The sequence below is a fragment of the Flavobacterium aquiphilum genome, assembly GCF_027111335.1.
Classification (GTDB): domain Bacteria; phylum Bacteroidota; class Bacteroidia; order Flavobacteriales; family Flavobacteriaceae; genus Flavobacterium; species Flavobacterium aquiphilum.
The window spans coordinates 4770745-4785586 of sequence record NZ_CP114288.1 but is presented as its reverse complement, the minus strand read 5'-3'; the positions used below and the strand labels follow the sequence as shown (position 1 = coordinate 4785586).

Sequence of the window (14842 nt, the reverse complement as noted above, 5' to 3'; positions counted from 1 at the left end):
TAAAATGAAAGGTGGAATTTATAAGCTATTAAAAGCACAGTTTCTTATAGACGATAACGCTGTTAAAAATTGGCGTTTTATCGTTTTTGTGATTTTACTCGCTATAATAATGATTGGGAATACACAGCGATACGAACAAAAAGTATTCAAAATTGTTGAATTGACCAATAAAGTAAAAGAGTTACGCTCAGAATTTGTTGACAGACGTTCCGAGTTGATGAAGTTAAAAATGGAATCAACAGTTTCTGAAAAAATGGAAAAAAAGCAAATTTTTCCATCTACAGTTCCACCAGTTAAAATTGAAGTAGAAAAACCCGAAGAAAAAAGTTTCCTAGAAAAAATATGGCAGTAGAAGATAAATATATATCCTATAGAACCTATCTGGTTGCCTTTTTCATCTTTTTGATGGCAATAGCCATCGCTGTGAAGTTAACAAACATTCAGTGGGTTGATGGTGATCATTACCGAGAATTAGCGAAAGAAAGAACTGTTAAGAATTTTGTTATTCCTGCCAATAAGGGAAATATATATTCTGCTGATGGAAGTCTTTTGGCTACTTCAATTCCTAGTTATGCTATACGTTTTGATGCGGTAGCTCCAAAAACTGAAACTTTTGAGAAAAATGTAAAACTACTTTCTGATTCTTTGGCGTTAATACTTAAAAAGCCGAGCAGCAAAATTCAAAATGAATTAAGAAAAGCAAGGGCAAACAAAAGCAGATATTTTTTGGTTGCTCAGGGTTTAAGTTATACTCAATATGCAAAAATAAAAGGATTTCCGTTGTTTAAATTGGGAGCATACAAAGGAGGAATCATCATTGAACAAAAAACGGTAAGAGAGCATCCGATAGGGATGATTGCCAAACGTAGTATTGGTTACGAAAAAGAAATGCCGGAAGGATATTCGGACGGGAAGGGAATAGAGTGGGCTTATCGCCAATATCTTAACGGTAAAGATGGTAAAATATTAAAACAAAAAATTGCCAAAGGCCAGTGGAAACCTATTCGTGATGTAAACGAAGTGGATCCTCAAGATGGTTATGATGTTATTTCGACAATAGATGTTTACATTCAAGATATTGCTCATCATGCTTTGTTGAAACAATTAGAAGAATATGAAGCAGATCATGGTTGTGTGGTCGTTATGGAGACTAAAACCGGTCATATTAAAGCTATTTCAAACTTGGGAAGAGCAACGGATGGTAGTTATTATGAAACAACTAATTATGCCTACGCTGAATCTCATGAGCCCGGATCGACTTTTAAATTGGTTGATTTGATGGCAATTTTGGAAGATAAGGTTGCGGATACGAGTAATGTTTATGACAGTCACGGAGGTGTAATTACGTATTCAGGACGTAAAGTAAGAGATTCCCATGAAGGTGGTTATGGTAAAATATCGTTAGCTAGAGGTTTTGAAGTTTCTTCCAATACAGTTATGGTTCAGGCAGTTTATAATAATTACAAAAACAATCCTTCTAAGTTTGTGAATCACATTGATTCATGGGGTTTAAGTAAAAAATTGGGATTGGCTTTTAAAGGTGAAGGAAAGCCTTTTATTCCGCACCCTACAGATAAAAATTGGTCTAATATTTCACTTCCATGGATGGCTTTTGGATATGGAGTATCAGTAACGCCATTGCAAACACTGACTTTCTATAATGCAGTTGCCAATAATGGTGTAATGGTGAAACCACAAATAGTATCGGAAATAAAAGAATGGAATAATACAATTAAAAAATTCGATACAGAAGTAATGAATCCAAGGATTTGTTCTCCTGAAACATTGCGAAAAGTGAAAGCTGTTTTGGTAAATGTTGTGAAAAAAGGAACTGGTTCCAAATTGTATTCGAAAGATTTTTCAATGGCGGGAAAAACTGGAACAGCGCAAATGAATTATGCTGTAAACGGTGGTTCAGAAAAACATTATGCATCTTCATTTGTTGGGTATTTCCCAGCGGACAATCCAAAGTATTCTTGCATTGTAGTGGTTCACAAACCTAATGCTGCGAATAACAATTATTATGGAGCTGATGTGGCAGGACCGGTATTTAAAAGGATTGCCCAAAAAATATTTACAGATACGCCTTCAACCAATGTGATTAAGAAATTGGATAGTCCTAATCCTAAACAGGAAAGAAATTATAATGCCTATTATGTAAAAATGCAGAAAAAGCAAAATTCAGTACCAGATGTAAAAGGGATGGCTGGGATGGATGCTGTTGCTTTACTGGAAAATTTAGGCTTAAAGGTTAAAGCTGTAGGGGTTGGAAAAGTAAAAAAACAATCAATCCAGGCAGGTCAGAGCATCATAAAAAATTCAACAATTCTATTGGAATTATCATGAGCATATTAAAAGACATATTATATAAAGTGACAATAGAATCTGTTTCGGGTTCTACTGAAATTGCGATAAACCAATTGCATTTTGATTCCAGAAAAATCGAAAAGAACGATGTTTTTATAGCAATTCGTGGTACAATTTCGGATGGTCATGATTTTATCGAAAAAGCAATCGAGCTAGGTGCTTCGGTGGTTATTTGCGATACACTTCCGTCTAACCTAATAAATGGTGTGACTTATGTATGCGTGAAGGATACCAATGCGGCTTTGGCTTTTATGGCTGCCAATTTTTATGGCAATCCATCTCAAAAATTGAAATTGGTTGGTATTACAGGGACTAACGGTAAAACAACTGTTGCTTCTTTGTTATATCAATTGTTTAAAAAAGCTGGTTTTAAAGTTGGATTGATTTCGACAGTTAAGATTTTAGTAGATGATTTAGAATATAAAGCAACTCATACAACACCAGATTCAATAACCATAAATCATTTCTTGAACGAAATGGTGAACGAAGGTGTTGAATATTGTTTTATGGAAGTGAGTTCACACGGAATTCATCAAAAACGTACTGAAGGATTACACTTTAGAGGAGGAATATTTACCAATTTGTCCCATGATCATTTGGATTACCATCCTACATTCGCAGAATATAGAGATGTGAAAAAATCTTTTTTCGATCACCTGCCAAATAGTGCTTTTGCTCTTACCAATATCGATGATAAAAATGGGGCGTTAATGCTTCAGAATACTGTAGCTAAAAAACTTTCATACGCCTTAAAAACATATGCTGATTACAAAGCACAAATTTTAGAAAGCCAATTATCAGGATTATTATTGAAAGTTAATGGGAATGAAGTTTGGGTGAAATTAATTGGAACTTTTAACGCTTACAATTTGTTGGCAATATATGGAGCAGCCGTAGAATTGGGATTGGATAGTTTGGAAGCGCTTAGGTTGATGTCTGAATTGGAAAGTGTTTCAGGTCGATTCCAATATATAGTTTCTAATGCTAATATAACGGCTATTGTAGATTATGCGCATACACCTGATGCACTCGAAAATGTTTTAAATACCATCAACGATGTGCGCACCAATAACGAGCAATTGATAACGGTTGTAGGTTGTGGTGGAAATAGGGATACTGCAAAACGTCCTGTTATGGCCAACATTGCAACAGAATTGAGCGACAAAGTAATTCTAACTTCTGATAATCCTAGAAACGAAGAGCCTGAAGCCATAATTCAAGAAATGGAAAAGGGGATACAAGCTCAAAATTTTAAAAAATCCTTGTCAATCACAGATAGGTTCCAAGCTATAAAAACAGCTTGTCAATTGGCTCAACCGAATGATATTATATTGATTGCCGGTAAAGGTCACGAAACCTATCAGGAGATTAAAGGAGTGCGTCACGATTTTGATGACATGAAAACTGTAAAAGAGATTTTAAACCAACTGTTAAAATAAAACAATATGCTATACTACTTATTTCAATATTTAGACAAAGTAATGGATGTCCCTGGAGCAGGGGTTTTCCAGTACATTACTTTTAGATCAGCCTTAGCATTGATGTTGTCATTGTTATTGTCTACCATTTATGGAAAGCGAATTATCAGTTTTTTAAGTAGACAACAAGTAGGGGAAACAGTTCGTGAATTAGGATTGGCTGGGCAAAATGAAAAAGCCGGTACACCTACAATGGGAGGTATCATTATCATATTTGCAACTTTGGTTCCGGTAGTTCTTTTTGCAAGATTGCATAATATCTATATTGTTTTGTTGATTGTTACCACCTTATGGATGGGGATTATCGGTTTTATTGATGATTATATCAAAATTTTCAAGAAAGATAAAGAAGGTCTTAAAGGAATTTTTAAAGTATTTGGGCAAGTTGGATTAGGAGTAATCGTTGGTTCAGTCTTGTATTTTAGCCCTGTTGTAACGGTTAAAACTGATACTGCAAATAGTAGTACCATCATTAAACAAACTAATGAAACGGTAGTTAGACCAGCTTCAGTTGAAGAAAAATCAACGGCTACTACAATTCCTTTTGTAAAAAATAATGAATTTGATTACGCTATTGTTTTAAAGTGGATCGGTCCTGATTACGAAAAATGGGCTTGGTTGGTTTTCATTCCTGTGGTAATTTTTATTATTACAGCTGTTTCAAATGGTGCCAACCTAACGGATGGTATTGACGGTTTGGCTGCGGGAACTTCTGCTGTTTCCGTTTTTGCACTCGGGATTTTTACATTCGTTTCGGGGAATATTATTTTCTCAAATTATCTAAATATTATGTACATCCCACATTCTGGGGAGATGACCGTTTTCATTGCGGCATTTTTAGGAGCTTTGATAGGTTTTCTTTGGTACAACTCATATCCTGCTTCTGTTTTTATGGGTGATACCGGAAGTTTGACCATCGGAGGGATTATTGCTGTATTAGCGATCGCTGTCCGAAAAGAATTGCTTATTCCTTTGTTGTGCGGAATCTTTTTGGTCGAAAACTTCTCTGTTGTTTTGCAAGTAAGCTATTTTAAATATACCAAAAAACGCTTTGGAGAAGGACGACGAATTTTTCTGATGTCACCACTTCATCATCACTATCAAAAGAAAGGATATCATGAGAGTAAGATAGTGACACGATTTTGGGTAGTTGCAATCATGCTGGCCATTTTGTCAATTGTTACACTAAAATTGAGATAACGTGAGGCTGGTGATTTTAGGGGGAGGAGAGAGCGGTGTAGGTACTGCAATCCTCGGTAAGAAAAAAGGATATGATGTTTTTGTTTCCGATTTTGGGAAAATAAAAGACAGTTACAAAGAGGTGTTAATTATAAATGGCATCGCTTGGGAAGAAGAAAAACATACTGAAGATCTGGTTTTGAATGCCGATTTGGTCATGAAGAGTCCTGGAATTCCCGACAAATCACCAATAGTAAAGCAATTAAGAAAAAAAGGAATTCCCGTAATATCTGAGATTGAATTTGCAGCTCCTTTTACAAAAGCCCATTTCGTTGGGATAACAGGGAGCAACGGGAAAACGACCACAACAATGCTGACATATCATTTATTGAAAACAGCGGGATTGAATGTGGGATTGGCTGGAAATGTTGGAAAAAGTTTTGCCTGGCAGGTTGCTGATAATAATTATGATTACTATGTGATTGAGTTGAGTAGTTTTCAACTGGACGGAATTGTAGAATTCAAACCGGATATCGCAATAATAACAAATATAAGCCCGGATCATTTAGATCGATACGATTACAAATATCAAAATTATATAGAGTCGAAGTTTCGTATTACAATGAACCAAACAGAAAAAGATTTTCTGATTTATGATGCAAATGATGAAGCCATTTCAGAATGGTTGAGTAAAAATAAAGACAAAGTTAAAGCCAAACTAATTCCTTTTTCGTTAACCGACGAATTCACTGAAGGAGCTTATTTAAAAAATAATAAAATGGAAGTAAAGATCAATCAAGAAGAGTTCACAATGGAAACCGAGTACATTGCATTGGAAGGAAAACATAATTTAAAGAATGCTATGGCGGCGACTTCTGTTGCAAAAATTTTGCAAATAAGAAAAGAAACTATTCGTGAGAGTTTGTCTAATTTCCAAGGGGTTGAACATCGTTTGGAAAAAGTATTGAAGATTCAAAACGTACAATATATTAATGATTCAAAAGCTACAAATGTAAATTCGGTATTCTTTGCTTTAGACAGTATGAATACACCTACTGTTTGGATAGTTGGTGGTGTTGATAAAGGGAATGATTATCATGAATTGATGTCGTTAGTTCGCGAAAAAGTAAAAGCTATTATTTGTTTGGGTGTTGATAATAAAAAGATCATCGATACTTTCGGGAATGTTGTTGATATTATGGTAGAAGTAAACAGCATGGTTGAAGCCGTTCGTATGGCACAACGTCTGTCTGAAAAAGGAGATACTGTATTGTTGTCACCAGCATGTGCCAGTTTTGATTTGTTCGAAAATTACGAAGACAGAGGAAGGCAATTTAAGCAAGCGGTTAAGAATTTATAAAAAAAGTTTATGACGGGTAGGAGTTTAGAAAGTTTAGATATGTAATTCTAAATTTATTTTAATGAACTCATAAATCATCATATAAACTTTCTAAACTTATTTAGAAATGAAAGAACTAATTAACAAGCTAAAGGGAGATAAAGGCATTTGGTCATTCGTGGCCTTATTGGCCTTGTTTTCATTTATGCCGGTTTTTAGTGCAAGTAGTAATTTGGCTTATTTAGGGCATGGTACCGGAAATACTTTAGGGTATTTGGTAAAACATTTTGCCCATATCTGTATTGGGTTTGTGATTATATATTGGGTACATAAGATTCCATATCATTATTTCAGAGCTATTTCAAAAGCAGGATTGCCAATTGTTTGGATTGTATTGGCTTATACCTTGGTTAAAGGGACGGTAATTGCTGGAGCCAATGCTAGTAGATGGATTCAGATTCCGTTTATTGGATTGTCATTTCAGCCATCGACAGTTGCTGCGATAATGTTATTCATTTTTGTTGCCCGATATTTATCGAAAACCAGAGAAACACCAATTACGTTCAAATCCTCATTATGGGAACTATGGACTCCGGTTTTTATTACTCTTATGTTTATTCTTCCTGCCAATTTCTCAACAACGGCTTTGATTTTTTCAATGGTCATAATGCTTGTTTTTATTGGTAGATATCCTGTGAAATATATTCTTTATATCATGGGCTGTGGAATTGCCGCATTAGCGTTTTTCGTGTTATTGGCTAAAGCATTTCCAAATTCAAGCTTTTTTAGCAGGGTAGATACTTGGGAAAGTCGAATTGCAAATTTCTCTCATAAGGATGGCGATGAGGATGATTATCAAATAGAAAAAGCTAAAATAGCTATTGCTTCTGGTCAGATTTATGGTCTGGGACCTGGAAAAAGTGTTCAGAAAAATTTCTTACCACAGTCTTCCTCCGATTTTATTTACGCCATTATTGTTGAAGAATATGGGCTTGTGGGTGGATTGGGAGTTTTGGTTTTGTACTTGCTTTTGTTGTTCCGTTTTGTAGTTGCCTCGCATAAAGCGAATACCCTTTTTGGTAAATTGGTCGTAATTGGTTTAGGATTTCCAATGATTTTTCAAGCTATGATTAATATGTGTGTTGCTGTTGAATTATTGCCGGTAACAGGACAAACATTGCCTTTGATAAGTAGTGGAGGTAGTTCGATTTGGATGACTTGTTTTGGACTTGGAATTATCTTGAGCGTGACCAAAAAAGAAGAGGAAATTGCCCAGGAAAAATTGGAAAAAGAAAAAAGAGAAGAAATACTTCAAAAACTTATAGATAGAGAATTGGAAGCAGATCTTGAGGAAGCAGATTTTAAAAAGGTAAATGAAAATTTAGACGCAGGTAATTATTCCATTATGGATAATTCAAAGAACCCGATGAACGCGGTGTTGAAGTAATTGGGATTAGAGAAGTCTTTAATAATACAGTTTATTACAATTTATAAATAAAAGAAGCAACTTAGAATTTTTTCAAAATGGCAAAGCATAAATTTATCTTAAGTGGAGGAGGTACAGGAGGGCATATCTATCCTGCAATAGCAATAGCAAATGAATTGCAGTCACGTTTCCCTGATGCCGAAATTTTGTTCGTTGGTGCCAAAGACAAAATGGAAATGCAAAAAGTGCCTCAGGCAGGTTACAAAATACAAGGACTTTGGATTGCCGGATTGCAAAGAAAATTAACACTCCAAAATGCAATGTTCCCATTTAAAGTATTAAGTAGTTTATGGGAATCCAGAAAAATAATTAAAAGATTTAAACCGGATGTAGTTATCGGTACAGGTGGTTTTGCAAGCGGACCATTATTGAAAATGGCCAATAGCATGAATATACCAACTGTAATTCAGGAGCAAAATTCTTATCCGGGAATTACCAATAAACTTTTGAGCAAAAAAGCAAACAGTATTTGTGTTGCTTATGATAATTTGGAACGTTTTTTTCCTGCCGATAAAATGATTTTGACTGGAAATCCGGTTCGTCAGGATTTATTGGATATTCAGGAAAAAAGAAAAGAAGCCATTGAATATTTCAATTTGGATCCATCCAAAAAAACGCTTTTGATTCTCGGTGGAAGCCTTGGAGCTAGAAGAATCAATCAATTAATTGAAAAAGAATTGCCCAATTTGCTTTCTCTAAAAGTGCAGGTGATATGGCAATGTGGAAAATTTTATTTAGAGGATTATAAAAATTACAATCGTCATAATGTTCAGGTAATAGCTTTTATCGAAAGAATGGATTTGGTTTATGCCGCTGCTGATATGATTGTTTCAAGAGCAGGAGCTTCGTCAGTATCTGAGTTGTGCATTGTTGGAAAACCGGTGATTTTTATTCCGTCACCCAATGTTGCCGAAGATCACCAAACCAAAAATGCTGAGGCAATTGTAAATAAGAAAGGTGCAATTTTATTAAAAGAATCACAACTAGATGATTTTAGTCTTGTGTTCGAATCGTTGATAAAAGACCAGGGAAAACAAGATCAGCTTAGTGAAAACATTAAATTATTGGCAAAGCCAAAAGCAACAGAGGAAATTGTTGATGCAATTGTAAAGCTAATTTAATAATGCCAAAATATTTTGGGAGAAATATTGTGTGAGTTGATCGAATGGGAGGATTCCAAATAAATTAAAAAAAGAAGCAAAATGAATTTAAATCAAATTAAAAACGTCTATTTCATAGGAATCGGAGGTATCGGAATGAGTGCTTTGGCGCGTTATTTCAAGGCTATTGGAAAACAGGTTTCGGGTTATGACAAAACACCTTCTATACTTACTGGTGAATTGATAGAAAGTGGGATCGATATTCATTTTGAAGATAATATTAGTTTAATTCCAGCTGATTATTATGTCGAAAATACGTTGGTGATTATTACTCCTGCAATTCCTGTTAAGCATTCGGAATGGAATTATTTCCTCGAGAGAGAGTATCAAGTTAAAAAACGTGCTGAAGTTTTAGGTATTATTACCAAAGATACCTTTTGTTTCGCAGTTGCAGGGACACACGGTAAAACTACAACTTCGAGTATTTTGGGGCATATCTTGTATGAAAGCGGTGCTGATGTGACTGCTTTTATAGGCGGAATTGTTGAGAATTATGATTCTAACTTAATTGGGACCGGGAAAACAGTTACAGTAGTTGAAGCTGATGAGTTTGATCGTTCCTTTTTGCACCTGCATCCGGATATCGCTTGCGTTACGTCTATGGATGCTGATCATTTGGATATTTATGGAACCAGTACAGCAATTGAAGCATCATTTGTTGAATTTGCAAATAAAGTTGAAGATAAAAGCAACCTTTTTATAACCAACGAATTGCCAATTCAAGGAGTAGTTTGCGCGGTTAATGAAGAAGCAGTTTTTGAAGCTTTCAATGTAAGAATAGAGAGCAGTAGTTATGTTTTTGATGTTAAGACTCCAAACGGAATTATTAAAGATTTGCGTTTTGGATTACCAGGAAAACATAATTTAATGAATGCTCTGATGGCCTCGGCTATGGCAATAACATATGGCACCCCGACCAGTGTTATTGCCAGCGCTTTGGCATCTTTTAGAGGAATCAGAAGACGTTTTTCGTATCAGATTAAAGAAGATAATTTAGTATATATCGATGATTATGCTCATCATCCAACCGAAATTAATGCTGTTCATCAAGCTGTAAGGGAATTGTATCCTGGACAAAAGGTTTTAGCAATTTTTCAACCACATTTGTTCAGCAGAACAAGGGATTTTGCTGATAATTTTGCTAAAAGTTTATCAGCTTTTGATGAAGTGTTTTTAATGGAAATTTATCCGGCACGTGAATTGCCTATGGAAGGAATTAATTCACAATGGCTTATGGATAAAATGACAAACGATAATAAAAAAATTGTCAGTAAAGAAGATTTAATTCCTGAGATTTTGGCCAATGATGCCACAGTTATTGTAACTATTGGGGCAGGTGATTTGGGAGAAATGGTTCCGTCAATAAAAAAAGCATTATATGAAAATCTTTAATTGGAATAATATAAGATTATTACTCATGTTTATTTTGGTTGTTTTTCTTTTTTCGTTTACATCCAAACGAAATTCGAAACGAAAATTGACCAAAACGGAGGTTGTTTTTGTAGGCGAAAACGCTCTTTTTTTAAAAAGCGAAGCGGTTAATAAATTGTTAATAGAAAATAATTCGAATGCTGAAACTATAAGAAAAGATAGGCTAGATTTGAATAAATTGGAGCATGTATTAAATACTCAAAAAATGATCGCTAAGGCCGATGTGTATGTGAGTATTGATGGTGTTCTAAAAGCAGTTGTAAAACAGAAGACTCCTATTGCTAGGGTCTTTAACGATGAAGGTTCCTTCTATATTGACAGTGAGGGAAATACCATGCCGTTGTCGGAGAATTTTACAGCTCGGGTTCCACTTGTTTCTGGGGAGATAAACAAGAAAAATAACAAAGATTTATTTAAATTATTTAAGATAATTTATGATGATGCGTTTTTGAGAAAAAACATCATTGGCATACAGATTATGCCTAATGGTAGCTTATTAATGCAGAATAGAAATTATAATTATCAAATCGATTTTGGTGGTTTGATAAATGTTGAGCGAAAATTTCAAAACTATAAAGCTTTTTTTCAAAAAGTAAGTTTGGATAGTTCTTTGGATAAATATAAAATAATAGATCTCAGATTTACGGAACAGGTAGTTTGTACAAAATAATAGAAAATGGAAAAAGAGAATATTGCAGTAGGTCTAGATATTGGGACGACGAAAATTGTTGCCATGATAGGCAAAAAGAATGGGTATGGTAAACTTGAAATTTTGGGGGTTGGAAAATCTAAAAGTTTAGGTGTTGCCAGAGGGGTTGTAAATAATATTACACAAACAATCCAGTCTATTCAACAAGCAATTCTTGAGGCCGAAAATAATTCGGGGTATAAGATTAAAGATGTAGTAGTGGGTATTGCTGGACAGCACATAAGAAGTATTCAGCACAGTGATTACATCAGCAGAAGCAATCCTGAAGAAGTAATAGGCGGAAGTGATATTGATTTATTGATTAATCAGGTTCATAAATTGGCCATGTTACCGGGAGAAGAAATTATTCACGTATTGCCACAAGAGTTTAAAATTGACGGGCAATCAGATATAAAAGAACCAATCGGAATGTACGGCGGAAGACTGGAAAGTAGTTTTCACGTTGTTGTAGGGCAAGCGTCATCTATTAGAAATGTTGGAAGATGCATCCAGAGCTCAGGAATCGAATTATCGGGATTGACTTTGGAACCATTGGCTTCTTCAGATGCTGTTTTGAGTCAAGAAGAAAAGGAAGCTGGAGTTGCACTTATTGATATAGGAGGAGGAACAACAGATTTGGCAATTTTCAAAGATGGTATTATTCGTCATACTGCAGTGATACCTTTTGGTGGAAATGTTATTACAGATGATATTAAAGAAGGATGTTCGATTATAGAGAAACAAGCCGAATTGTTGAAAGTGAAATTTGGCTCAGCTTGGCCAGGTGAAAATAAAGACAACGAAATTGTTTCGATCCCTGGATTAAGAGGTAGAGAGCCTAAAGAGATTTCATTAAAGAATCTTTCGAAAATAATTAATGCCAGAGTTGTTGAAATTATTGAACAGGTTTTTACCGAAGTGAGAGCTTACGGACACGAAGATCCTCGTAAAAAATTAATTGCAGGAATCGTTCTTACAGGTGGTGGAGCACAATTGAAGCATATTAAGCAATTGGTAGAATACATCACAGGAATGGATACAAGAATAGGTTATCCAAACGAGCATTTGGCAGGAAATTCAGATGAAGAAATTTCAAGTCCTTTATACGCAACTGCTGTTGGTTTAGTAATGAACAGCATTGAGAATAAAACACAAAGTGCTGTAAAAATGACAGCTGTTGCTTCTGAAAAAATAACTTATTATAGAGAGGAGCCTATTGTAGAAGAAAAAGCAGTAGAAATTAAAGAAGAGGTTTTTGTACAACCTGAAAGAGTACTTGAAGTAGAACCGGTAAGGGAATCTACAGAGAATAAAATTAGAAGATCGTTTTTTGATAAATATGTGGACAAGATTAAAGATTTTTTGGACAACGCAGAATAATTAGAATAAAGAATAAATATACATCAAACCTCCTTTTTGCCCCCAAGCTAGAGTAGTTAGAGAAAGTTAATAAAAAATTTAAAACCCCATATTATGCCAAGCAACACAGAATTTGGAAGTATTTCATTTGATTTGCCAAAAAATCAGTCAAATGTAATCAAAGTAATTGGAGTTGGTGGTGGCGGTAGTAACGCTATCAACCACATGTTCAGACAAGGAATTAAAGGCGTTGATTTCATCGTCTGCAATACCGATTCTCAAGCATTGGAAAATAGTGCTGTGCCCAATAAAATTCAGTTAGGTGTTAATTTGACTGAAGGACTTGGTGCTGGAGCTAATCCGGATATCGGACACCAATCTGCTATAGAAAGTATTTCCGATATTGAAAAAGTGTTGGACGTTAATACCAAGATGGTATTTATCACAGCCGGAATGGGTGGTGGTACAGGAACAGGAGCTGCTCCGGTTATCGCCCAATTAGCGAAAGAAAGAGATATATTAACAGTCGGAATCGTTACTTTACCATTCTTGTTCGAAGGGAAAGTGCGTCAAGAGCAAGCACTTATCGGTATAGAAAAATTACGTAAGCAAGTTGATTCTTTGATTGTTATCAATAATAATAAGTTAAGAGAAGTATATGGAAATCTTGGATTCAAAGCCGGGTTTTCAAAAGCGGATGAAGTCTTGGCAACAGCCTCTAGAGGAATTGCCGAAGTAATTACGCATCACTATACTCAAAATATCGATTTACGTGATGCAAAAACTGTGTTGTATAACAGTGGAACAGCTATCATGGGGTCTTCAGTTTCTTCCGGCGAAAATAGAGCCAAGGAAGGAATTATTGCTGCTTTAGATTCGCCCCTTTTAAACGATAACAAGATTACAGGAGCTAAAAACGTATTATTGCTTATTGTTTCTGGGACAAATGAAATCACCATTGACGAAATTGCTGAGATCAACGAGCATATTCAATACGAAGCAGGCTCAAATGCAAATATCATCATGGGAGTTGGTGAAGACGAAGCTCTTGGTGATGCTATTGCTGTAACTATTATTGCCACTGGATTTGCTGTTGAGCAACAAAATGAAATCGTTAATGTTGAGCCTAAGAAAATTATCCACACTCTTGAAGAAGAGCAAAGAGGTGTTTTTGACTTAACAAAAAATACAGTTGCAACTTTTAATACTGAAGTGCCTGTTTCAAATACAGAGGAAAGAATTGTATTTGATTTAATCGATGAAGAAGTTACTCCTGAGCCGATTATTGATGCTCCGGTAGTTGCGTCTATCAATGAAGACGAATTAGTCGGGATGACAGAGTTCATCAAAAATTTGGATGTAACATTCGAAATCGTTTCTCCTATGAAAGAGATCGATTTTATCGTTACAAATCCTGTAGCTGAGCCAGTTAGACAAGTGACTCCAGAACCAATTCGTTTTGAAGAAAAACAAGAGCAGGCCACTTTTTCGTTTGATTTGCCATTAAGTAAACCAGAACCGGTTCATGCGAAAGAAGAAATAAATAACTTTTTGTTTGAATTGACAAATGAAACTCGTGATATTAAAGTAGTAGAGCCAGTTCAACTTGTTCCGGTTACTGAATTGTCTGATAGCGGTATTATAAAGTATTCGCTTGAAGAATATATGGAGACTGAAAGTGACTTGATGGAAAGTAAAGCTGTTGCCAAAACGGTTGTTGATGAAGTGCCTGCCGAATTGAATATTACCATGAGACAGGTTTCTGAACCTGTTGAAGCGCCTGTTTTGGGGAACAACTCTCCTATTGAAATGACAATCGAAGAAACTTTAAGATTCAGAGCTGAGGAAAGAAGAAAAAAACTTAAAGATTTTAATTATAAGTTTCACGATAATGTGTCAAGAGTGGACGAACTGGAAAGAGAGCCTGCTTATAAGCGATTTGGGATAGATCTTGGAAGCGTACCAAATAATTCAACTTCAAGAATATCTGTTGGAACTGATAGCAACAATGATTTACAATTACGTTCGAATAATTCGTATTTGCATGACAATGTAGATTAATCAAAATTTAGCCATTTTTTTGATAGCCCGAAAATTAGTTTTTCAATTTTCGGGCTGTTTTTTGACCGTAAAGGCTCAAACAACTTGTTGTTAATACGAGTAAAATTTTCTAAATTTGTCGGGCCTCATCCAGCTGTACATTTCAAGCTTTTTGTCGTAACTATTTTTTCTAAGAACAAGAAAGAGCTTCCTTTGGTCGCTTTTCTAGTTCAAGAAAAATTATAGTTTCTCTCAAAAAGGCTTTTCATTTCCATCTGGGGCAGTTGACTTGAGATTGTAGATTTGAGATTGCTT

11 protein-coding genes are annotated in these 14842 nt (G+C 35.2%); all 11 read left to right on the top strand.

Annotated elements, in window-relative coordinates; genetic code table 11:
* Window positions 1–4 precede the first annotated feature (4 nt).
* Complete coding sequence (locus tag OZP12_RS19390) at window positions 5–352, top strand: FtsL-like putative cell division protein (RefSeq protein ID WP_281226733.1); 348 nt, start codon at window positions 5–7, stop codon at window positions 350–352.
* Window positions 343–2346: a penicillin-binding protein gene (locus OZP12_RS19385; RefSeq protein WP_281226732.1), complete on the top strand. Its 2004-nt coding sequence runs from the start codon at window positions 343–345 to the stop codon at window positions 2344–2346. Before OZP12_RS19390 ends, OZP12_RS19385 begins: the two co-directional genes overlap by 10 nt.
* Entirely contained in the window at window positions 2343–3806 is a 1464-nt protein-coding gene (locus OZP12_RS19380) for a UDP-N-acetylmuramoyl-L-alanyl-D-glutamate--2,6-diaminopimelate ligase (RefSeq protein ID WP_281226731.1), read from the top strand. The genes OZP12_RS19385 and OZP12_RS19380 overlap by 4 nt, the downstream gene beginning before the upstream one ends.
* Before the next feature lie 6 nt (window positions 3807–3812).
* Window positions 3813–5045, top strand: a complete 1233-nt coding sequence (gene mraY, locus OZP12_RS19375; protein WP_281226730.1) for a phospho-N-acetylmuramoyl-pentapeptide-transferase — start codon at window positions 3813–3815, stop codon at window positions 5043–5045.
* A gap of 1 nt (window position 5046) precedes the next feature.
* Window positions 5047–6384 (top strand): UDP-N-acetylmuramoyl-L-alanine--D-glutamate ligase, encoded by a 1338-nt coding sequence (gene murD, locus OZP12_RS19370; protein ID WP_281226729.1) that lies wholly within the window; start codon window positions 5047–5049, stop codon window positions 6382–6384.
* Window positions 6385–6490: 106 nt separating this feature from the next.
* Entirely contained in the window at window positions 6491–7810 is a 1320-nt protein-coding gene (locus OZP12_RS19365; RefSeq protein ID WP_281226728.1) for an FtsW/RodA/SpoVE family cell cycle protein, read from the top strand.
* Window positions 7811–7887: 77 nt separating this feature from the next.
* Entirely contained in the window at window positions 7888–8970 is a 1083-nt protein-coding gene (gene murG, locus OZP12_RS19360) for an undecaprenyldiphospho-muramoylpentapeptide beta-N-acetylglucosaminyltransferase (protein WP_281226727.1), read from the top strand.
* Between the two features lie 81 nt (window positions 8971–9051).
* Window positions 9052–10401, top strand: a complete 1350-nt coding sequence (gene murC, locus OZP12_RS19355; protein ID WP_281226726.1) for a UDP-N-acetylmuramate--L-alanine ligase — start codon at window positions 9052–9054, stop codon at window positions 10399–10401.
* Complete coding sequence (locus tag OZP12_RS19350) at window positions 10388–11110, top strand: cell division protein FtsQ/DivIB (protein WP_281226725.1); 723 nt, start codon at window positions 10388–10390, stop codon at window positions 11108–11110. Before murC ends, OZP12_RS19350 begins: the two co-directional genes overlap by 14 nt.
* Before the next feature lie 6 nt (window positions 11111–11116).
* Complete coding sequence (gene ftsA / locus OZP12_RS19345; protein WP_281226724.1) at window positions 11117–12508, top strand: cell division protein FtsA; 1392 nt, start codon at window positions 11117–11119, stop codon at window positions 12506–12508.
* Window positions 12509–12601: 93 nt separating this feature from the next.
* Window positions 12602–14548, top strand: a complete 1947-nt coding sequence (ftsZ, locus tag OZP12_RS19340; RefSeq protein WP_281226723.1) for a cell division protein FtsZ — start codon at window positions 12602–12604, stop codon at window positions 14546–14548.
* Window positions 14549–14842: the final 294 nt, after the last annotated feature.

Bases quoted from the DNA above. Each gene is read 5' to 3' on its own strand.
- OZP12_RS19390 (WP_281226733.1), top strand. From the start codon at position 5: ATGAAAGGTGGAATTTATAAGCTATTAAAAGCACAGTTTCTTATAGAC.
- OZP12_RS19385 (WP_281226732.1), top strand. From the start codon at position 343: ATGGCAGTAGAAGATAAATATATATCCTATAGAACCTATCTGGTTGCC.
- OZP12_RS19380 (WP_281226731.1), top strand. From the start codon at position 2,343: ATGAGCATATTAAAAGACATATTATATAAAGTGACAATAGAATCTGTT.
- mraY (WP_281226730.1), top strand. From the start codon at position 3,813: ATGCTATACTACTTATTTCAATATTTAGACAAAGTAATGGATGTCCCT.
- OZP12_RS19365 (WP_281226728.1), top strand. From the start codon at position 6,491: ATGAAAGAACTAATTAACAAGCTAAAGGGAGATAAAGGCATTTGGTCA.
- murG (WP_281226727.1), top strand. From the start codon at position 7,888: ATGGCAAAGCATAAATTTATCTTAAGTGGAGGAGGTACAGGAGGGCAT.
- murC (WP_281226726.1), top strand. From the start codon at position 9,052: ATGAATTTAAATCAAATTAAAAACGTCTATTTCATAGGAATCGGAGGT.
- OZP12_RS19350 (WP_281226725.1), top strand. From the start codon at position 10,388: ATGAAAATCTTTAATTGGAATAATATAAGATTATTACTCATGTTTATT.
- ftsA (WP_281226724.1), top strand. From the start codon at position 11,117: ATGGAAAAAGAGAATATTGCAGTAGGTCTAGATATTGGGACGACGAAA.
- ftsZ (WP_281226723.1), top strand. From the start codon at position 12,602: ATGCCAAGCAACACAGAATTTGGAAGTATTTCATTTGATTTGCCAAAA.